General features: G+C 65.7%; 16 protein-coding genes. 11 read left to right on the top strand and 5 right to left on the bottom strand.

The genetic code is table 11. From position 1 onward, the window contains the following. Positions 1-692: 692 nt before the first annotated feature. The 5 genes from trxA to AB4Y79_RS04710 all read right to left on the bottom strand — a co-directional run bounded on the left by trxA (position 693) and on the right by AB4Y79_RS04710 (position 6,725). Positions 693-1,019, bottom strand: coding sequence for a thioredoxin (trxA, locus tag AB4Y79_RS04730; RefSeq protein WP_441859203.1), 327 nt, complete (start codon positions 1,017-1,019; stop codon positions 693-695). 36 nt (positions 1,020-1,055) lie between these two features. Then, positions 1,056-2,012: a thioredoxin-disulfide reductase gene (trxB, locus tag AB4Y79_RS04725; RefSeq protein WP_441859201.1), complete on the bottom strand. Its 957-nt coding sequence runs from the start codon at positions 2,010-2,012 to the stop codon at positions 1,056-1,058. Positions 2,013-2,223: 211 nt separating this feature from the next. Continuing rightward, positions 2,224-3,861 carry an ABC transporter substrate-binding protein gene (locus AB4Y79_RS04720; protein ID WP_441859198.1) on the bottom strand — a complete coding sequence of 546 codons (1,638 nt, stop codon included), beginning with the start codon at positions 3,859-3,861 and terminating at the stop codon, positions 2,224-2,226. 164 nt (positions 3,862-4,025) lie between these two features. After that, a complete protein-coding gene (gene murJ / locus AB4Y79_RS04715; protein ID WP_441859196.1) occupies positions 4,026-6,164 on the bottom strand; it encodes a murein biosynthesis integral membrane protein MurJ in 2,139 nt (712 codons plus the stop codon). A 60-nt stretch (positions 6,165-6,224) separates the two neighbouring features. Beyond that, positions 6,225-6,725, bottom strand: a complete 501-nt coding sequence (locus AB4Y79_RS04710; protein WP_018762826.1) for an NUDIX hydrolase — start codon at positions 6,723-6,725, stop codon at positions 6,225-6,227. Positions 6,726-6,933: 208 nt separating this feature from the next. On the opposite strand from AB4Y79_RS04710, the gene AB4Y79_RS04705 reads away from it, so the two are divergent. The 11 genes from AB4Y79_RS04705 to AB4Y79_RS04655 all read left to right on the top strand — a co-directional run bounded on the left by AB4Y79_RS04705 (position 6,934) and on the right by AB4Y79_RS04655 (position 20,120). Next, positions 6,934-8,442 carry a CCA tRNA nucleotidyltransferase gene (locus tag AB4Y79_RS04705; protein WP_441859193.1) on the top strand — a complete coding sequence of 503 codons (1,509 nt, stop codon included), beginning with the start codon at positions 6,934-6,936 and terminating at the stop codon, positions 8,440-8,442. Then, a complete protein-coding gene (locus AB4Y79_RS04700; protein WP_441859190.1) occupies positions 8,439-9,023 on the top strand; it encodes a histidine phosphatase family protein in 585 nt (194 codons plus the stop codon). The genes AB4Y79_RS04705 and AB4Y79_RS04700 overlap by 4 nt, the downstream gene beginning before the upstream one ends. A gap of 156 nt (positions 9,024-9,179) precedes the next feature. After that, on the top strand, positions 9,180-9,311 hold the full coding sequence (locus tag AB4Y79_RS04695; protein ID WP_441859187.1) for a hypothetical protein: 132 nt from the start codon (positions 9,180-9,182) through the stop codon (positions 9,309-9,311). Between the two features lie 345 nt (positions 9,312-9,656). Then, on the top strand, positions 9,657-9,788 hold the full coding sequence (locus AB4Y79_RS04690) for a hypothetical protein (protein ID WP_308929243.1): 132 nt from the start codon (positions 9,657-9,659) through the stop codon (positions 9,786-9,788). Positions 9,789-9,836: 48 nt separating this feature from the next. Further along, positions 9,837-11,300: a glycosyltransferase family 87 protein gene (locus AB4Y79_RS04685; RefSeq protein ID WP_441859184.1), complete on the top strand. Its 1,464-nt coding sequence runs from the start codon at positions 9,837-9,839 to the stop codon at positions 11,298-11,300. Further along, positions 11,293-12,735: a phytoene desaturase family protein gene (locus AB4Y79_RS04680; RefSeq protein WP_441859181.1), complete on the top strand. Its 1,443-nt coding sequence runs from the start codon at positions 11,293-11,295 to the stop codon at positions 12,733-12,735. Before AB4Y79_RS04685 ends, AB4Y79_RS04680 begins: the two co-directional genes overlap by 8 nt. A gap of 85 nt (positions 12,736-12,820) precedes the next feature. Next, positions 12,821-14,809: a penicillin-binding transpeptidase domain-containing protein gene (locus AB4Y79_RS04675; RefSeq protein WP_441859179.1), complete on the top strand. Its 1,989-nt coding sequence runs from the start codon at positions 12,821-12,823 to the stop codon at positions 14,807-14,809. A 25-nt stretch (positions 14,810-14,834) separates the two neighbouring features. Then, positions 14,835-16,517, top strand: a complete 1,683-nt coding sequence (locus tag AB4Y79_RS04670; RefSeq protein ID WP_441859176.1) for an ATP-binding cassette domain-containing protein — start codon at positions 14,835-14,837, stop codon at positions 16,515-16,517. Between the two features lie 54 nt (positions 16,518-16,571). Then, a complete protein-coding gene (locus tag AB4Y79_RS04665) occupies positions 16,572-17,345 on the top strand; it encodes a DeoR/GlpR family DNA-binding transcription regulator (protein WP_441859173.1) in 774 nt (257 codons plus the stop codon). After that, positions 17,342-18,550, top strand: coding sequence for an MFS transporter (locus AB4Y79_RS04660; protein ID WP_441859172.1), 1,209 nt, complete (start codon positions 17,342-17,344; stop codon positions 18,548-18,550). Before AB4Y79_RS04665 ends, AB4Y79_RS04660 begins: the two co-directional genes overlap by 4 nt. Before the next feature lie 73 nt (positions 18,551-18,623). Beyond that, a complete protein-coding gene (locus tag AB4Y79_RS04655; RefSeq protein ID WP_441859170.1) occupies positions 18,624-20,120 on the top strand; it encodes a bifunctional phosphatase PAP2/diacylglycerol kinase family protein in 1,497 nt (498 codons plus the stop codon). Positions 20,121-20,212 lie beyond the last annotated feature (92 nt).

Below are 20,212 nucleotides of genomic sequence, written 5' to 3'. Positions count from 1 at the left end.
ATGAGGTGACAATTGGTTCCATAAGTCCGGGGAATCGCGGGGACGGCCGCCTTCCAGCAGTCTGTGGACGCGCACAGAGACTCCGACTCTCAACTATCCATGCACATCCCGCGACAACTCTGTCTGCGCAGCGAGGGTGCGAACCCTGCGACCATTACTGTTTGGTAGCGCGTGCGATCCAACCAATAAACAGCCTTCGCACTGTTTCACGTGAAACATAAATCGCCTGTTTCGGATTCTCGCTTACCCGCCTTGCGAATAGGTGATGGCGACCCCTGTCCGGTAGCTGATTCCCATTCGACTATGCGGCTGCGGCAGGGCTTTACTTTGGAAAGAGCCTGCGTCGGAGGTGATTGGACGAAACGAGCAGGGCAGGGAGTCCCCTTCCGCCATATCTGTGTGTAGGGGTTCAAACACATAGGGGGGAATTCCCCCAACCCAAGCCCGTTTGACGTGCAGGACGAGGCGGCACCGGAGTCATGTTTCACGTGAAACGGTGGCTCCAATTGCGCGGGGAACGTCCCACGACATCTACTACGTGCATTAGTCATTCACTGCGTCCAGCGGATCAATTAGGCGCAAGTCGAGTGCGTCAAGACGTGCCGCCCATTCCAGCACAAAAAAGTGGCCCCCGCCGGATGACGGGAGCCACTCTTCTAGCGATCTACAGTGCGCACCTGAGGTGCAATTGATTACGAAAGAACGTCAGCGAATTCCTTCTCAAAGAACTGCTTCGGCTTGGCACCGATGACAGTGCTCTTCACCTCACCACCCTGGAAGAGGTAGACGGCCGGAATCGAAGTGATGCCGTATTCAGCAGCGATTGCCGGGTTGTCGTCTACGTTGACCTTGACGACGTTTACTTTCTCGCTGTACTCGACAGAGATCTCGTCCAGGATGGGTCCCAGCTTACGGCAGGGGCCGCACCACTCAGCCCAGAAGTCTACGATGACAGGCTTGTCAGCGGACAGGACGTCAGTGCCGAAACTTGCGTCAGTTACATCTTTTGCGTTGCTCATAACCTTGTCTTTCTCTTCGGATAACAGTGGCGCGGATTATGCGGGCAGGTCGGCCAGGTAATGTTCGACGTCGATAGCCGCAACACATCCGGAGCCGGAAGCGGTGATTGCCTGGCGGTACGTCGGGTCAACAACATCGCCGGCTGCGAAAACACCAGGCAGGCTGGTCCGGGAGCTCCGGCCTTCCACCGCGATGGTGCCTTCAGGGGTCAGATCCAGAATGCCCTTGACCAGATCCGTGCGCGGATCGTTGCCGATAGCGACGAAAACACCCGTAACGGCAAGTTCAGCAATGGAACCATCAATGAGGTTCTTCAACCGGAGTCCGGTAACCTTTTCTTCGCCGAGGACATCGTCCACGGCGCTGTTCCAGGCAAAGGAGATCTTCTCGTGGGCGAGTGCCCGGTCTGCCATGATCTTGGAAGCCTTGAGCGTGTCACGGCGGTGTACAACCGTTACTGACTTCGCAAATTTGGTGAGGAAGAGGGCCTCCTCCATTGCCGAGTCTCCGCCACCAATGACCGCGATGTCCTGGTCCTTGAAAAAGAAACCGTCACAGGTTGCACACCAACTTACGCCGTGACCTGACAGCTTCTTCTCATTGGGGAGACCGAGTTCCCTGTAGGCAGACCCGGTGGAAAGGATGACAGCCTTCGCCTTGAAGGTCTCCCCCGTGGCGATGGTGACTGACTTCACCGGTCCCTGGAGGTCGAGCTCCGTGACATCCTCAAACTGGATTTCAGTGCCGAAGCGGGTGGCCTGCTTCTCAAAGTTCTCCATCAGGTCCGGCCCCATGATCCCTTCAGGGAAACCGGGGTAGTTCTCCACATCCGTGGTGTTCATCAGTTCGCCGCCGGCGGTGACTGAACCCGCGAGCAGCAGGGGCTTGAGGTTTGCGCGTGCGGTGTACACGGCTGCCGTGTAACCTGCCGGGCCCGAGCCCACGATGATGACATCACGTACGTCAGACGCCGTGTTTTCTGCGATGGTCACTGGAACGTGAACCTCTTCCTTGTTCGACTCGCCTCCCCTTGGAGGCCGGCCACATGGCACAACCGTGCCCGCGTGTTGAATATTCCAGCGCCCGGACAAGGTGAACCCCGCAAAGGGTATAGGACGATCCTTCGCAGGGCGCTCTTTCCAGAGTACATTCCCCCGATTGGAACGCTCGGCGCGGCTGTAACAACCGCAGCGTGCAGGCGGCCTACTGGACCTTGATTTCTGCGAGGCGGAGGCCGTAACCGTAACGGGTCTTCGGGGCCGCAAGCTTGGGAAGCGAATTGATGGAGACAATCACATACTGGGCCTGCACTGGTTGGGGAAGCGGCACGTTCAGGTCCGTGGAAGTGAAGCTGTTTGTGCCAACTGCCTTGGCACCATCCAAGGAAGGCTGGTCGTTGGTGTAAACGGTGATGTTTCCACCGGAACCGCCAAGCTGGGAGAGCGTGATGGAAGAAACAGTGGCCTTGCTCTTGAGCTTCACCACGAGGGGAACGCCCTGTGGGGCCAGGCCGCCCCAGTTTTCAGTGGCGAACTCCATGTCGGACCAGTAGCTGGCGTTGTTACCGTCGAAGGCCTTGACGAGGTCACCGTCGAATGTGGCAGCAAAGTCGAAGTTCCCCTGCCGGGTCACACTCTCGATAGCGGGCGGGACAGCCGGCGGCGCCGACGGAGCTGCCTGGGTGGCCGACGCAGACCCCTGCGGTGCACTGGTCCCGGCGGGCGGAGTCGACTTGGCCTGGGGCTGGGAGGGGGTGAACAGGCTGCCAAGGTTGGTGACGGCGAAGATCAGCCCGGCAATTAGGACAACGGCAAGGAGGCCGCCCACCAGCCAGCGCATGGAACGTGGCTGGTTTTCGGACTCATGGCGGTCGTCGTCATCATCGTTGCGGCCGGCAAATGCAGTAGCGGCAGCGGCCGGAGCCGCCGCACGGGCAAACAGGGCTGACCTGCCGTTGACGCTGCGCGGCTCCTCGGGGGCGTCGCTGTCCTCGTGATAGTTCTGGTCCCCCGACTCCGCATAGTCGTCATCGGACCACAGGGAAACCTTCGGCTTGCCGTCCGGAACAGACTGCTGGGGATGTGCCTGGGTGGTGTCAGTGGGACCAGTGTCCGTGTCCGCACTGTTTGCCGGCTCAAATCCGGCGTCACGCCCGGCCGCAGGCTGTATGGGCTGTGCTGCCGTGGCGTCGGGATCAACGTGGGCTGGCCGCCGATCGGCCGCAGCTGCCGCGGCTCCGGCACCCGCCGCGGTGGCACCAACGGTACCAGCGGCGGCGGCGCCGGCTGTACCAGCGCGGCCGGAAGCCGGGGGCGCTGAGGGTGCCTGGCCTGCGGGCCGGCCCGTGGGCCTGGGCGGCATGGCCGGCGCGGCAGGATAAGGATCAACCTGGCTGGGGTGCGAGTCGGCGTAGTTGATGTAGCCGGCGTCGACGTTGTCTTCGTCGTCGTAGGGCTCGGGTTCGTGGGAACGCGCCTGGCCGAAGATCTCACTGCCCAGGGTGTCCGTGAAGAAGGGTTCGACGTAGGGCGGGTTGGACGCCACAACAAGGTCCAGGAGGTCGGCGGCGGAGGTGTGGTTGGTGATGAGGTAGGTGGCGTCCTCGGTGACGCCGAGGTCCAGGACCTGTACCGCGCCGGGGCGTTCGCCGGTAGCCACTTCGCGGGCGCTCTGGGCAACCTGCTCCGTGTTCTCCGGGCCCGCAACCAGGATGCTGACCGGCCGGTTGAGGACCTGATCAACGCCGTCAAGCACCAGATCGTGGTCGTGGGAGGCCAATACCGTGGCTGTGACCTTGTAACGGCCGCCCAGTACTGATCCGACATCGATCGGGTTGGACACGTGTTCCTCCTAGACTGTCCGGGATTGCCGGCCTCAATGACGCAACCGCCGTTCAGGTGCCGCGCACGGCCAAACCCTGAATGCAACTACCCCTGTACCTGTTCGATCCTAGCCGATCAGCCCCGGACGCCCGTGGAGAAGACCGGCGCCAAACCGCGCCAGCATCACTTTTTCCGTGGGCGGCGGTTCTTGAAGTACGGGTTCTCGCCGGCCTTCCCCTGGTACGTCCGGCGGCCCGGAAGCGGAATCTGCTCGCTGAGCAGGCCTCCGCGCGCCGTGGCGGGCTGCTCCTCGCCGGGCAGGTACTCAGCCGTTGGCGCCTGGTGGCTGCCGTCGTCGGGCACGTCCTGGCGGCGCACCCCGCGCTCAGGATCCGGGCCGGCCCGGAAGGAAACGGCGTCGAACTCGCCGGAAATCCGGGGAATGAGGCCGGTGTCCACGGACGTGGTGGCCCGCTCCGGACGGTGAACGCGCGCCCCGCCGGCCCCCTCGGCAGGAGCGGACGACGGCGGGTTCCCCGGCTGCGGAGCAACCGCCTGGCCACGGCCAAACCGGCCCAGCAGCGGCCGGAGCATGTCGCCCAGCTCAGTGACCCGGAACAGCCGAAGGAGGACGAAGTAGACGGCCAGCATGACCGGACCGACGACGACGACCGTCACCAGTGCAGTCCCCCGGTTCTGCCAGGCGAAGCCGTCCGGGTTGTAGCTTCCCATGAGCCACAGGGCGCCCGCGCCGGCGATGGCCGAGCCCAGCGCCGCGTACCCCATCCGGATGTACGAGTTGGCAATCCGCGCACCATCAAGGTGGCCCAGCATGCGGCGCAGGAAGAACGCGCTGATGACCACGGAGAGGATGTTGCCCACCATGTAGAGGACGGCAATGGCGTAGATGATCCGGCCAACCGGCAGGAACTGGATGGCGAAGGCACCGGCCACGTAGACGACGGCCAACAGCAGCTGGACATAGAACGGCGTGCGGGCGTCCTCGTTGGCGTAGAAAACCCGGGACATCATGAAGTTGGCACTCATGAAGGGGGTGCTGAGGGCGAGGATGGTGAGCGTCTGGGCCAGCATGACGCCGTCCTGGCGCGAGCCGCCGGAGAAGAACATTCCCAATGGGCCGGCCAGGGCAAAGAGCGCCAGGGCGCCAAACACGGTGGCTACGGCCATGGTCCGCAGGCCGTGCGAGAGGGCATCCCGCAGTTCAGCGCGGTTGCCCTCCTGCGAGGCGCGGGTCATCCGGTTAAACAGCACCGTGGCCAAAGACAGCGCAATGATGGAATGCGGCAGGAGGTACAGCTGACTGGCCACCTCCAGGACTGCGTTGCCCGGAAGGATGGATGCCGCAGGGTCCCCCGCTTCCTGCAGGCGGATACGTTCGGCGCCGGGAATCGTGGCGATGCGCATGACGTACAGGAAGGCCAGCTGCCCGACGGCGGCCGTCAGGAGTGTCCACACGCTCAGCTTGGCAGCATGGCCCAGTCCCACGCCCCGCCAGCCGAACCGGGGCCGGAGGCCAAGCCGCAGCCGGAAGACCGGAACCAGCAGGATGGCCGTTTGGGAGAGCACGCCAATGGTGGAGAACCCCGCCACCAGCAGCGTCTGCGTGGACCCCCAGGTATCCAGCGTATGTCCGCTTACCTCGTTGCTGCCGAAGATCCAGATGAACATGCCCAGGCCCGCGATGGCCACCACATTGTTCAGGATGGGCGCCCACATGGCAGGGCCAAACGCGCCGTTGGCGTTCAGGACCTGGGTCAGCAGGGCGTAGAGGCCGTAGAAGAAGATCTGCGGCAGGCACCAGAAAGCGAACGTGACCGCGAGGGCCTTCTGCTGCGGCGAATATCCCTGCGTGGTCAGCTCGATGACCCCCGGCGCCGCCAGCGTCACCAGGGCCGTCAGGCCGAACAGAAGCAACACGGCGAGCGTCAGCAGCCTGCTGATGTAGTCCGCTCCCCTGTCCGGAGCCTTGCTTGCCTTGATGATCTGCGGCACCAGCACGGCGTTGAAGACACCGCCGGCCACCAGCAGGAAGATCAGGTTCGGCAGGTTGTTGGCGTTGATGAACGTATCGTTGACCGTGGACCCAAGGCCCAGGGCGGTGCCGAGCATCCAGGTCTTGCCGAAGCCCAGGAAACGCGAAACGAGCGTCCCTGCGGCCATGATGGCGCTGGAACGTGACTCGCTGGGACCCGCGGCCGTGGGCTGCGCTGTCTCCAGTGCTGCCGGATCGGCGGTTGCGTCGACGGGTGCGGCGTCATCGGGCCGGCCGGGCCGGTCGGAAGGAAAGTTGGTAGCTGACATCGACTTCATCGTCTCACCCACCTGCCCGTAACACCGCAATGACGACGGCGGCGTCCGGGCTTAGAGGTGTCCGGGCAGGACCTCACGGGCGAGGTCTGCAATGCGGCGTTCGTTGGGGAAGGACAGCTTCCGGGCCAGCTCCTGGATGGGAACCCAGGCCACATCCACGGCTTCCTGGTCGGGATCGTTCTCAATAGTGAGCTCGCCGCCGGTGGCGCGCAGGAGGTAATGGTGCACGGTCTTGTGGACCCGGTGGCCGCTGACCGTGAACCAGTAGTCGATGCTGCCCAGCGGCGCCAGGATGTCTCCCTCGATGCCGGTTTCCTCGGCAATTTCGCGGACGGCGGCCTGCTCGTTGTTTTCCTTGCCCTCCGGATGCCCCTTGGGCAGGCACCATTCCAACCGTCCGCCGCGATTAAGGCGGGCGATGATCGCAACCCTCAATTCGGCGTCGGACGTGTCCACCACAACACCGCCGGCCGAGACTTCCTCAACCGTGGGCAGCGACGCCGGTGCCGATTGCTGGGCAGGGGCAACGTGCGCCCCGATTGCCGATGGCAATGGTGCGTTCGTCCTCCTGCCTGGAGCGCTCGGTACTGGATGGGCCATGGAGTCCACTCTAACGACTGTTGCCCGTTCGTGATGACCGGAACATGACACCAACATGGACGGGATGTGACGCATTTTGAGACCGGGAACGTCAATCAGCGCGGATCTTGACGCTTTTTTGGACTGCCGCGCCGCTGGTTTCTGCCAAGCTTAAGGAACTATGTCGCACGCACATCACAAGATTGATTCCCACACCGTTGACTTCAAGGTGGACCCGGTGGTCCTGGAGCTCGGACAGCGGTTCGTGGACGCCGGCCACGAGCTGTCCCTTGTGGGCGGGCCGGTGCGCGACCTTTTCCTTGGCCGGACCTCGCCCGACCTCGACTTCACCACCGACGCCACCCCGGACCAAACGGTGGCACTGATCAAGAAGTGGGCAGACAACTTCTGGGAGATCGGGCGCGCCTTCGGCACGATCGGCATGCGCAAGGCCGGCTTCCAAATCGAGATCACCACGTACCGGGCCGAGGCCTACGATCCCGACTCCCGCAAGCCCGTGGTGGCTTTCGGCTCTTCCCTCACCGACGACCTGCTGCGACGCGACTTCACCATTAACGCCATGGCGTTGAAACTGCCTTCCCTGGAACTGGTGGATCCGTTCGGCGGGGTGCGGGACCTCCACGCCTCCATGCTCGCCACTCCCGGTGCGCCGGAGTCCTCCTTTTCCGATGACCCCCTGCGGATGATGCGGGCGGCCCGCTTCGCCGCGCAGCTGGGCGTCTCGGTCCGTGACGATGTCCGGGACGCCATGACCCACATGGCTGACCGGATCAAGATTATTTCCGCGGAGCGGGTGCGGGACGAACTGGTCAAGCTCGTGTGCGGCGCCCGGCCGCGGGCGGGTATTGACCTCCTGGTGGAGACCGGGCTGGCCGAGCATGTCCTGCCGGAAGTCTCAGCTCTCCGCCTCGAAGCCGATGAGCACCACAGGCACAAGGACGTCTACCAGCACTCCCTGCAGGTCCTGGAACAGGCAGCGGAACGTGAAACGGACGCGGAAGGTCCCGTGCCGGGCCCGGACTTCGTGCTGCGCTTCGCAGCGTTGATGCACGACGTCGGGAAGCCGGCGACGCGCCGGTTCGAACCGGGCGGCGCGGTGAGCTTCCGCCACCACGACATGGTGGGTGCCAAGCTGACCTCCAAAAGAATGAAGGCGCTGCGGTTCGACAATGACACCATCAAGGCCGTTGCACGGCTGGTGGAACTCCACATGCGTTTCTACGGTTACGGCGACGCCGGCTGGAGCGACTCGGCTGTGCGCCGGTACGTCACCGACGCCGGCCCACTGCTGGAACGGCTGCACCGGCTCACCCGGTCCGACGTCACCACCCGGAACCAGCGCAAGGCCGACCGGCTGTCCTTCGCCTATGACGACCTGGAGTCCCGCATTGCCGCGCTCCGCGAACAGGAATCCCTGGACGCCGTGCGCCCGGACCTGGACGGAGCCCGGATCATGGACCTGCTGGGGCTCAAACCGGGGCCCGTGGTGGGCCGCGCCTACAAGTTCCTCCTTAATGAACGGATGGAACACGGACCGTTGCCCGCGGAAGAGGCGGAGGCGCGCCTGCTCCGCTGGTGGGCCGAACAGCCTGAATCAGTACCTGCCGGGCCCGAATCCGGAATCTCTCCCGCCGCCGTCGAACCTTCACCCGCTGAGGAGTCCAAATGACCATCCCCGCCTTTGCCCCGCGCCCCCAGCTCTGGATCCTCCGCCACGGTGAAACCGAATGGTCCAAGAGCGGGCAGTACACCGGCCTCACCGACCTCCCCCTGACGGTGGAAGGGGAACAGCAGGCTGTGGAAGCCCGCAAGGTACTGGACGGCGTCGATTTCGACCTGGTGCTGACCTCGCCGCTGCGGCGTGCACGGCGCACGGCAGAGCTCGCCGGCTTCCCCGATGCCCGGCACGAACCGCTCGCGGTGGAGTGGAACTACGGCGACTACGAAGGCATCAGCTCGGACCTGATCCGCAAGGACAACCCCGACTACCTGATCTGGACCCACGGCGTTCCCAACGGCGAAACCCTTGACGAGGTGGCCGCGAGGGCGGACAAGATCATCGGCCGGATACTGGAATCCGGGATGGACAACGTGCTGATCGTGGCGCACGGGCATTTCTCCCGGATCCTCACCGCGCGTTGGCTGGAATTGCCCCCCACGGAAGGCCGGCACTTTATCCTGGGCACTGCCAAGGTATGCACCCTGGGCTGGGATAAAAAGACGCCCGCTATTGTTCGCTGGGGCCTGTAAATCCCTTTCCATTAAAAACTTTCCCGCTTTTCCCGGGAATTGCTGGCCTTTCCCGGATTCTTGGGGTAGCTTTATTCCTGACCCCACGGCACTCTGCCCGGGTCCAAGACCGCATTGCACACCACGCAGCGGACAGCAGAAAAGGAGGTTGGGAAAATGATGACTTTGACTGGCGAATGGAACGCCCCCATCAATGCGTTCCCGGCCTCTGCTGGTGCTGCGCGCGTGGCTTCGGTCGGTACCGGGTGGCGGCCTGCCGCCTTCCCCGGTTCACCGCGGCGCCGCTAACCGGAGCCAGGTTCCCCGGTAACCCCGGCCCACCAGGGCCCGTTCCCGGGATTGCCTGCCGGTACGCCGCACTTTCTTCGCTGACTTCCCGGAGCAGCACCTGCCCCAGCCCACGCTTCGCTGACGCCTGATATCGTCCGCGCAATTCGGCGTTCCGGCTCTGCGGCAGATGCATGTCTTCCGGTGCAGCCGGCGTTCCCGGAATTGTATTCTTTCCTGCAATTTCGGCTTATTTCCCCCATGGATTTTGCGCGCCGTCATTCTGCGCTTTTGCGCATCGAAAAATGGCGCTAATTCGTCATGCACTCTTTTGTGCCCTATTTACAGCGAAAGGAGGTGTCTTCCTTGATGCGGAAAATCCTGGGACTCTTGTCCCGCCCCCTGCAGCGCCGCAGTTCCTTCAACAGTGACCTGCTGGAGCAGCATCGAAACGACGTTTTCGTGCTCATGCACCAGCAGATCGGTGGCCTGCGCTGACTGCCGGCCCCCGCGCTTTGCGTGGGGGCCGGCTGTAAGCTCGAATCCATGCACGAGACCCAGCCGCCGGAGGGTGGACGACGGCCCCGAATCGTGGTGCCAAGCCGGAGCGATGCACTGCTCCGGAATTTCACGGAGGTGATCGGCGGCCCGCTCGGGAGCAGGGCGGATCCCGGCGTCGCCTCCCCCGGTATCTACACCGTGGAACGGGTGCTGGTGGTCCTCACCGCACTGGCGGCCCTGGTGGGCATCCTGCTCAAAGGCTATTGCCGGGTCAACGGCTGGGAGACACCGACCCAGTTCTACGCAACCTGCTACTCGGACTTCCCGGAGCTGTTCCGGAACCGCGGCATGGCGCAGGGGGTTTTCCCCATCCTTGGCAGCGGCAGCCAATTCGAGTATCCAGTGCTCATCGGATTGATTGCGGGGGTGACGGCCTGGCTGGTTCCCGGCGGTGACGCCAACGCCCGTACCTTGGCCTACTTCGACATCAACGCCGTGCTGCTGGCGGCCGTGGCCATGCTCACTGTCCTGGCAATTGCCCGCATGCCCGGGCGCCGTCCCTGGGACGCCGCCATGGTGGCGGTTGCCCCCGGAATTGTCCTCGCGGGAACCATCAACTGGGATCTCTGGGCGGCCTGCCTGCTGGCTGGAGGCATGTACTTTTTTGCCCGGCATCGGCCGGTGGCTGCCGGCATCCTGATTGGCCTGGCCACCGCAACCAAGCTCTACCCGCTGCTGGTCCTGGGGGCCATCCTGCTGCTCGCCGTGCGGACCGGACGGTGGCGGCCGCTGCTGCTGACCGCCGGCAGTGCCGCCGTCACATGGCTGGTGGCCAACCTGCCGTTCGCGGCCGCCAACCCCACCGGCTGGGCGTATTTCTTCCAGTACAGCGCGGACCGGGGGGCCGGGTACAGTTCCCCCTGGTTCGCCTACAACCTGGTGGCGGCCAGGCTGGGCTGGTCCGGGCTGGCCCCGGACGCCGTCAGCGCCCTGTCAGCCGGGCTGTTCGTCCTGCTGTGCGCCGCAATAGCAGCCATGGCACTGACGGCTCCCCGCCGCCCCCGCCTGGCGCAGCTCGCTTTCCTGATCGTGGCAGCCTTCATCCTCACCAGCAAGGTCTACTCGCCGCAGTACGTCGTCTGGCTGATCCCGCTGCTTGCCCTCGCCCGGCCGAGGTGGCGCGACTTCCTGGTCTGGCAGGGCATCGAAGCCCTGCACTGGGCCGCGATCTGGATGTACCTTGGACAGGTGACCAGCGCCGGTTCGTCTCAACACAACCTGGACATGCCGTACTACGTACTCGCCGTTGCCGCACATATGGCCGCGGTGGCCTACCTGATGGCGCGAATCGTTTGGGACATCTACAACCCCGCGTATGACCCCATCCGCCGCCATCACGTTGATGATCCGCACGGCGGGCCCTTCGGGAACGCGCCAGACTGGTTCCGGCTGGATCCGGCGCGGCCTGCGGAATCGGTTGTCCCATGGAAAGCCGCGTCCGGTGCCTGACGTCGCAGTAGTAGGCTCCGGTCCCAATGGGCTGTCTGCGGCAGCGGTCATGGCAAGGGCAGGGCTGTCCGTGGAAATCTTTGAGGCTGCCCCGACCATCGGCGGCGGCACGCGCACTACCGAACTCATGCAGCCGGAACACTTCCACGACGTCTGCTCCGCGGTGCATCCCATGGCGTTGGCATCCCCCTTCTTCCGTTCCTTTGAGCTGCCCCGAAGGGTGGACCTGATCACCCCTAAGGTGTCCTTTGGCTCCCCGCTTGACGGCGGCCGGGCCGCGTTGGCTTACACATCGCTGGAGCGCACGGTCGCGGAACTGGGCCGGGACGGCGCTGCCTACCGTCGGCTCATGGGGCCCCTGGTCCGGCACATTGACGACATCATGGATTTCACCCAGGACCAGCTCCTGCGGATCCCCCGCAATCCGGTCATGGCAGGCGTTTACGGACTCAGGACGCTGGAACAGGGAACCCGGTTGTGGAACGCACGGTTCCGGGAGGAGCTTGCGCCGGCCCTCCTGAGCGGAGTTGCCGCCCATGCCATCTCGCATTTGCCTTCCCTGGCAGCGTCCGGGGCCGGCCTCATGCTCGGTGCACTGGGGCATGCCGGCGGATGGCCCATTCCCCGCGGAGGCTCTGCATCCATCGCGGCAGCCCTCGCCGACGATATCCGCGCCCACGGCGGTGTCATCCACACGGATGCGCCCATCGACCTGCTGGAACAACTTCCTCCCGCCAGGGCAACCTTGCTGGATGTGGCGCCGCGCGGCCTGCTGGACCTGGCAGGCGAATCCCTGCCGGGCCACTACCGCAGGGCGCTCGAGGCGTTCCGTTACGGAAACGGCTCCTGCAAGGTGGACTTCATCCTGTCCGGCCCGGTGCCGTGGCAGGCCCGTGGACTTGCCGACGCCGGCACCGTCCACGTGGGCGGCACCCGGGCCGAGCTGGCGGCTTCGGAGAACGAGGTTGCGGCCGGCCGCCATCCTGAACGGCCCTATGTCCTGGTGGCCCAACCGTCCCGGTTCGACCCGGGCCGGGCCCCGGACGGGCGGCACACGCTGTGGACGTACTGCCACGTTCCCGCGGGTTCGACAAGGGACATGACCGGCCAAGTGACGGCGCAGCTGGAGCGGTTTGCACCGGGATTCCGCGACCTCGTGGTGGAATCGCACGCCATCACGGCGGCGCAGCTGGCCCAGTACAACCGCAACTACGTTGGCGGCGACTTCAGTGCCGGCGTCATGGACGTGCGCGGCCTCATCCAGAAGCCCGTGGTGTCCCCCGTCCCGTGGCGGACCCCGCTGTTGGGGGTCTACCTCTGCTCATCGTCAACGCCACCCGGCCCGGGTGTCACGGGAATGCCCGGGATGCACGCCGCTACGTACGCCCTGAAGGACATCTTCAAGCTGCCGGTTCCGGACCTGTCCCTCGGTTAGGTCCAAAGGACGGCGACACTGCCACAACCGCTTGGCCTGCGGCGGCACGGCGCAGCACGCTGCCGGGCCGGGGGATAATGGCCCCATGGGGAAATCAACAAAACTTTCGCTTGCCGTAGCTGCGCTCGTCCTGGGTACCTCCCTGGTGGCCTGCGACGACGGAAAGAGCGGGGCTGAAGCCGCCGCTCAACAGCTGGCCGGCGCGGTCTCATCGCTGGATGTTGGCTCGGTGGCTTTTGACGGCAAGGACGCCTCCGCGGCCAACGACCAGCTGCACCAGGTCTTCGCGGCCCTGGATCCGCAGAAGCCCGAGGTCCAGGCAGGCGGACTCACCCTGGACGGCGATAAAGCGTCTGCCCCGCTGAGCTACACCTGGAAGTTCGGCGACGCCGAGTGGAAATACACCAGCTCGGCGAACTTCAGGAAGTCAGGCGATAAGTGGCTGACGGTGTGGGACCCGGCGCTCCTGGCACCCGGCCTTACGGACAGCGAGATTGTCACCAAGGGCTCGCAGTCCCCGCAGCGGGCCGACATCCTTGGTGCCGGCGACGTTCCACTGGTGACGTACCGTCCCGTGGTGAATGTGGGCATCGACAAGCCGCAACTGGGTGCCGCAGACCCCGCCGATTCCGCCGGCAAGCTGGCCGCGCTGGTGGGAGTGGACCCCGCCGCCTACGTGCAGCAGGTCAAGGCCGCGGGTGCGCAGGCCTTCGTTTCGGCAATCACGCTGCGTGAAGAAGGCCGGACCATTTCGGATCAACAGATCCAGGCCATCCCGGGTGCCCGCGGCATTCCCGCGTCCGTCCCGCTGGCCCCCAGCCGGACGTTTGCCCGCGCCGTGCTCGGCTCGGTAGGCGAAGCCACCGCAGAACAGATCGACGCGTCGAACGGTGCCCTGGACGCCGGCGATGTCACGGGCATCGGCGGGCTCCAGCAACAGTACGACGCGCAACTTCGCGGATCGGACGCCGTCGTTATCCGGGCGCAGCGCGCCGACCTGACGCGCGAACAGATCCAGTCCGCCGGGACCGACCCCCGGCGTGTCCTATTCCAGGTGGCACCCAAGCCCGGGACACCGCTGAAGACCACCCTCGATCCGCGGCTGCAGACCCTGGCCGAGACCACCCTGGAGGGTGTGGGGCCGGCGTCGGCCATCGTGGCACTCCGGCCCTCCACCGGCGCCGTGCTCGCCGCGGCCTCCGGTCCGGGCAGCAACGGCTACAACACGGCGATGCTGGGCCAGTACGCCCCGGGCTCGATCTTCAAGATGGTGGATTCCCTGGCAATGTTCCGGAACGGCATGAATCCGGACTCCACCGTCCAGTGCACCCCCACCCTCACGGTGGACGGGCGCACCTTCAAGAACTCCGAAGGCTACCCGGCGACGTCCCTTGGCACGGTGACCCTCCGGGATGCCTTTGCGCACTCCTGCAACACCGCCTTCATTTCCCAGCGCGACTCGGTATCGCAGAGCCAGCTCGAGGCCGCTGCCACCTCCATGGGCGTGGCGGTCGAGGCGCCGAAACTCGGCGCGGAAGCGTTCCTGGGATCCGTCCCCGGCCAGGCGCAAGGCACCGAACACGCAGCATCCATGATCGGCCAGGGCAAGGTATTGCTCTCCCCCTTGGCCGCGGCGATCATGGCCGGCTCCGTCGCGAAGGGCGCCCCCGTCTCGGCGCAGCTGGTCCTCAACCCCGACGCCGGTGCCCCCGCCGCGGGAACCACCGCAGGGTCCACGGCTCCGGCGGCTGCGCCGACAGCAACGGCCACAGCCGAAGCTCCGTCCACGGCATCGGACAAACCGATCACGGCAGCCGAGGCGGCATCGCTGGCTGACATGATGCGCGCCGTCGTCACCTCCGGCCATGCAGGGTTCCTCGCCAGCGTCCCCGGTGCGCCCGTGGGTGCGAAAACCGGAACCGCCGAGTTCGGCACCGAGAATCCGCCCAAGACGCACGCCTGGATCGTGGCCGTCCACGGCGACCTCGCCGTGGCAGTGTTCGTGGAGGACGGCGGCCTGGGCGCAACCACCTCGGGTCCGCTGCTGAAGCAGTTCCTCACCTCCGCCGGCTAGGTTCGGCCGTGGGAGGATTGACGGCGTGGCACACATTGACGTTTCCGGCATCGACTACTTCCTCTCCGACGGCACCCAGCTCCTGAACGGAGTGACCTTCAAGGTCCCGGACGGCACCAAGACCGCCCTGATCGGGCCCAACGGCACGGGAAAAACCACGCTGTTCCGGATCATCGCCGGAGACCTGGTCCCGGACGAGGGCGCCATTGGACGGTCCGGAAACATGGGCATCATGCGCCAGTTCGTGGGGCAGGTCCGTGACGGTTCAACAGTCCGGGACCTCCTGGTGTCCGCTGCTCCCCCGGCGCTGGCGGCCGCTGCCCGCGAGGTTGATGACGCCGAGCTGGCCATGCTGGAGTACGACGACGAGCCCACCCAGATGCGCTATGCCCAGGCCATCGTGGACTGGGGAGATGCCGGCGGCTATGACGTCGAAACAGTGTGGGACGAAGTCTGCATGGCGGCGCTGGGACTGCCCTTTGACCGCGCACAGCACCGCCCGGCGTCGACCCTTTCCGGCGGCGAGCAGAAGCGGCTGGTCCTCGAAGCACTGTTCGCCGGCCCGGACGACCTCCTCCTCTTGGACGAACCGGACAACTACCTGGACGTTCCGGGCAAGCGCTGGCTGGAGGAAAAGCTCAATGAGTCGAAGAAGACGGTCTTCTTCATCAGCCACGACCGCGAACTGCTGAACAACGCCGCGGGACGGATCGTCACACTGGAGCCCGGGATCAACGGAGCCGCAGCCTGGATCCACGGCGGCGGGTTCGGATCCTACGTGGAGGCCCGCGCGGACCGGAACGCGCGCTTCGAGGAACTGCGCAAGCGCTGGGACGAGGAGCACATCAAGCTCAAGGAACTCGTCAATATGTACAAGAACAAGGCGGCCTTCCGCTCGGATATGGCCAACCGGTACCACGCCGCCCAGACCCGGCTGGCCAAGTTCCTCGAAGTGGGGCCGCCGGAGGCGCTGCCGATCGAACAAAACGTCCGGATGCGGCTCAAGGGAGGGCGCACCGCCAAGCGCGCGATCGTGGCCGAACGGCTGGAACTGACCGGCCTGATGAAGCCGTTCTCCACCGAGGTCTGGTTCGGCGACCGCGTCGGCGTGCTGGGCTCCAACGGGTCCGGCAAGAGCCACTTCCTGCGCCTGCTCGCCACCGGCGGCACCGACCCCGAGCGCGAGCACCTGCCCGTCTCGGACGTCGAGATCGCCGAGGTCCCGCACGAAGGGACCGTCAAGCTCGGTGCGCGGATCCGGCCCGGGTTCTTTGCCCAAACCCATGTCCGGCCCGATCTCCTGGGCAAGACGCTCCTGGAAATCCTGCATCGCGGCGACGAACACCGTTCCGGCCTGGGACGGGAGGCTGCCGCCGGCGCCCTGGATGGTTACGGCCTGGCAGGGCAGTCGGAGCAAGAGTACGAATCCCTCTCCGGCGGCCAGCAGGCGCGTTTCCAGATCCTGCTCCTCCAGCTCAGCGGTGCCACCCTGCTGCTGTTGGACGAGCCCACGGACAACCTGGACCTGCACTCCGCCGAAGCGCTGGAACAGGCCATCGACCACTTTGAGGGCACGGTGCTCGCCGTCACCCACGACCGCTGGTTCGCACGGACGTTCGATCGGTTCCTGGTGTTCGGATCGGACGGGAAAGTCTACGAATCAGCCGAGCCGGTCTGGGACGAACAACGGGTGGAACGCGCCCGCTGACCACGCCGTGAACAACTTCATGAGCAAGTGATCATAAATTGATATCATTTGCTCATGAAGACGGATGAACGGCACAGGCTTATCGCCGGCATCCTCCGGCAGCAAGCCGAGGTCAGTGTCGAAGAGCTGATGCTGGCCTGCGACGCTTCCGGGCCGACCATCCGCCGCGACCTCGAAACATTGGCGGGCAACGGCGTTCTCCGGCGGATCCACGGCGGAGCCAGGAGCCTGATCGGGCACGGGCAGAACCCCGGTTACGGACTGCGTGAGCTGGAGGACCGGGACGCGAAGAAGCGCATCGCCGCCGCCGTCGCCGGGCTGCTGGTGGAACGCGAACATGTCTGGCTGGACAGCGGAAGCACGGCCACCGAAATCGCCCATGCTGTCACTGGCCGGGAACTGACCCTGATGCCGATGTCCCTGCCCGGACTCAATGCGGCCGCCGGCGGAGACAGCGCGGCGGGTTCCCGCCCGGCGTTGTTGCTGCCAGGGGGAAGCCTGGTGCCCGGTGAACTCTGTTTCCGCGGGCCCCTGGCCGAGTCCAACATCAGGTCACTGCGCTTTGACACCGCCGTGGTCACCCCATGTGCCGTGGACTTTACTGACGGCCTCCTGGCCCACGACCTGGACGATGCCGCTCTCAAGAGAGCCGGCCTCGACTCTTCAGCACGGGTGATTGTTGCCGCATCGGCAGCAAAGTGGCAGGCGCACGCGAGGGTCCTCATCGGCGCCCTGGACCAGGTGGACGTGATCGTGACCGACCGGAAATTCAGTGGCCCGGAACAAGCCCAACTCGACAAGTACTCCGTGGAAGTAGTGAACGTATGAGCATCAATGCCGGTACTGAACAACATGCGGGACTAAAAGCGGCGGCCGCAGCCACGTTTGTGGTCTTCGGCATCAATGGGCTGGTGTTCGCCAGTTGGGCAGCGAGGATCCCGGCAGTCACGCAGACGCTGCACATCACCTCCGGCCAGATGGGCACGCTGCTGCTGTGCACGGCCGTGGGGTCGCTTCTGGCACTCCCCACGGCGGGGATGGTGGTGGGCCGGATCGGCACGGCCAACACTGTCCGCTTCGCCGGCCTGCTGGCCGCGGCCGCGGGCATGGGAATCGCCACCGCACTCTCAGCCACATCCATTACGGGAACCGCGGTATCGCTGTTCTTCTTCGGCATCGGCATCGGCCTGTGGGACGTAGCGCAAAACATCGAAGGGGCCGACGTCGAACACAGACTTCGCCGGACCATCATGCCGCAATTCCACGCGGCGTTCAGCGGCGGTGCGTTTGTGGGCGCACTGGTGGGCGCCGGCCTTTCAAGCCTGGGTGTGGACCTTCCTCTGCACCTGATGGTCATTGCGGGCGTCGTGGTACTGGTGGCCCTGACCGCGCCGCGCTTCTTCCTCCCCCACATGTCCACCGCGGCCACCCCCGGAGAACCCAAGGCCGCCAAAGGCCCCTCTGCATGGCGGGACAGCAGGACACTGCTGATCGGCGTCGTGGTCCTGGGAGCCACCCTCACCGAGGGGGCCGGCAACGACTGGATCGCCAAGGCTTCCGTGGACGGCCTGGCCACCTCGGAGTCCACGGGAGCACTCATGTTCGCCCTGTTCGTCCTGGCCATGACGGCCATGCGTTTCCTCGGCGGCCGCGTGATCGACAAGTACGGGCGGGTTGCCGTGCTGCGGGCCAGCATGGCCGCCGCGGCCGCGGGGCTGGGGCTCTTCGTCCTGGCGCAGAATATCTGGCTTGCCGGCATCGGAGCGGCCCTCTGGGGCATAGGCGCCGCCCTGGCATTCCCCATGGGGATGTCCGCCGCATCCGACGATCCAAGGCATTCGGCAGCACGGGTCTCCGTTGTATCCACCTTGGGGTATATATCTTTCCTGGCCGGACCGCCCCTGCTCGGCTACCTCGGCGACCTTACGGGCATCCACACCGCGCTGCTGGCGATCATGGCACCGATCCTCGTGGCACTCCTGCTGGCCGGTGCCGCCAGGCCCCTGCAGGTCGACCACACCAAGGAGCCCTAAGGGGAGCAGGGGCGCCGCGCAGGGAGGGCCACGGAGCCCGAGGGGCAGGGCCTCCTGGGTTTAGGGTGATCACATGCAAAGCATCAGGCACCGCCGCCGGAGTTGGCCCAGCCGCATCGATAGGTACCTTCTCCAGCATGTTTCAAACCTTCCCGGCGGCAGCCACGACGCGTTCTTCCGGCGGCTTTCGGCCTCCGCCAACCAGGGCAAGCTCTGGATCGGCACCGCAGCCATCCTGGCGCTGTTCCCCGGCAAGACCCGGCGGGCCGCCGTCCATGGGCTGATCGCCCAGGGCGTCGCATCGGCCGTCACCAACCTGGTGTTCAAGACGCTGCTCCCCCGGACCCGGCCGCTACCGGAACACCTCCCGGTATTCCGCTTCGTCCACCCCCAACCCCAGAGCTCCTCCATGCCTTCGGGCCACTCAGCTTCTGCGGTCGCCTTCGCAGTGGGCGCCGGCCTGGTCCGGCCCGCGCTCGGGGCTGCCTTGGTGCCGGCGGCCCTCGGCGTGGCCTACTCAAGGGTCCACACCGGAGCGCATTGGCCCTCGGACGTGATCTTCGGTTCGGCACTCGGCGCAGGCGCCGCCCTGGTGACCCGGCACTGGTGGCCTGTCCGCCCGCCCATCCCGAGGACAGCCCGAACCTGGGCCGAGGCGCCCGGGCTGCCGGATGGCGAAGGCCTCAGCATCGTGGTCAACACCCTGGGTGGATCCTTCAAGGAGGAAACGGCCGCCGCCCTCAAGGAAGTATTCCCGAAGGCTCATATAAATACGGTGCAGCCTGACGATGACCTGGTACAGCAAATCAACGCAACCGCCGACGTCCCCGGGACCCGTGCCCTGGGCGTGTGGGGCGGCGACGGAACCGTCGGCGCTGCGGCCGCTGCCGCCGTCGGCCGCTCCCTCCCCCTGCTGGTACTGCCTGGCGGAACCCTCAACCACTTCGCGCGGGACGCGGGCACCGGAAGCCTGAAGGACGCCGTGGAAGCGGCAACCAAGGGTGAGGCCGCGCTGGCGGATATCGGGATGGTGACCGCGGAACGGGGCCTGGCGGGCAACCCCGAAGTGTCCAAACTGGTCATGCTGAACACGTCGAGCATCGGCCTCTATCCCAATCTGGTGCGGCGCCGGGAGCACCTGCAGCCCGCGCTTGGAAAGCCACTGGCCGGCGTCGTCGCCATGTTCCGCACGTTCGCCGCGGGAACTCCAATCACCCTGTCCGTGGACGGCGTCCGGCACAAAGTGTGGATCGCCTACCTTGGACGGGGCCGCTACTACCCCCGGGACCACGCGCCGCTGATCCGGCCCGTCATGGACGACGGCGTACTGGACGTCCGACTGATCACCGCCGACGAATCCTTCGCCCGTCTTCGGCTGCTCTGGGCCGTACTGACCGGCACCGTGGCCGGCTCCAGGATCACCCACCTGCGCGAGGCCACGGAGGTCAGCATCGATGCCGACGGCGCACCCATGGCCCTGGCGGTGGATGGCGAAGCACTGCCGGGAGTGCGCCGGGTCGCTTACACCGTGCGGCGCAAGGCGTTGACCTACTACTCCCCGCGCCCCTGACCAGGGGAGGCATGGTTTCCGGAGCAACCCTGATTCTCCCCTGAATCATCCCTGAATCCGGCGAAAAGCGGCTGCGGCCCCGTTAGCGTAGG

It is taken from the genome of Pseudarthrobacter sp. YAF2, assembly GCF_052113345.1.
Taxonomy (GTDB): domain Bacteria; phylum Actinomycetota; class Actinomycetes; order Actinomycetales; family Micrococcaceae; genus Arthrobacter.
This window is presented reverse-complemented; position numbering and strand designations above follow the sequence as displayed.

Excerpts from the sequence above, each read along its gene's own strand:
- AB4Y79_RS04705 (WP_441859193.1), top strand. The coding sequence starts at position 6,934 with ATGTCGCACGCACATCACAAGATTGATTCCCACACCGTTGACTTCAAG.
- AB4Y79_RS04685 (WP_441859184.1), top strand. The coding sequence starts at position 9,837 with ATGCACGAGACCCAGCCGCCGGAGGGTGGACGACGGCCCCGAATCGTG.
- murJ (WP_441859196.1), bottom strand. The coding sequence starts at position 6,164 with ATGTCAGCTACCAACTTTCCTTCCGACCGGCCCGGCCGGCCCGATGAC.
- AB4Y79_RS04700 (WP_441859190.1), top strand. The coding sequence starts at position 8,439 with ATGACCATCCCCGCCTTTGCCCCGCGCCCCCAGCTCTGGATCCTCCGC.
- AB4Y79_RS04655 (WP_441859170.1), top strand. The coding sequence starts at position 18,624 with ATGCAAAGCATCAGGCACCGCCGCCGGAGTTGGCCCAGCCGCATCGAT.
- AB4Y79_RS04695 (WP_441859187.1), top strand. The coding sequence starts at position 9,180 with ATGATGACTTTGACTGGCGAATGGAACGCCCCCATCAATGCGTTCCCG.
- AB4Y79_RS04660 (WP_441859172.1), top strand. The coding sequence starts at position 17,342 with ATGAGCATCAATGCCGGTACTGAACAACATGCGGGACTAAAAGCGGCG.
- trxA (WP_441859203.1), bottom strand. The coding sequence starts at position 1,019 with ATGAGCAACGCAAAAGATGTAACTGACGCAAGTTTCGGCACTGACGTC.
- AB4Y79_RS04665 (WP_441859173.1), top strand. The coding sequence starts at position 16,572 with ATGAAGACGGATGAACGGCACAGGCTTATCGCCGGCATCCTCCGGCAG.
- AB4Y79_RS04675 (WP_441859179.1), top strand. The coding sequence starts at position 12,821 with ATGGGGAAATCAACAAAACTTTCGCTTGCCGTAGCTGCGCTCGTCCTG.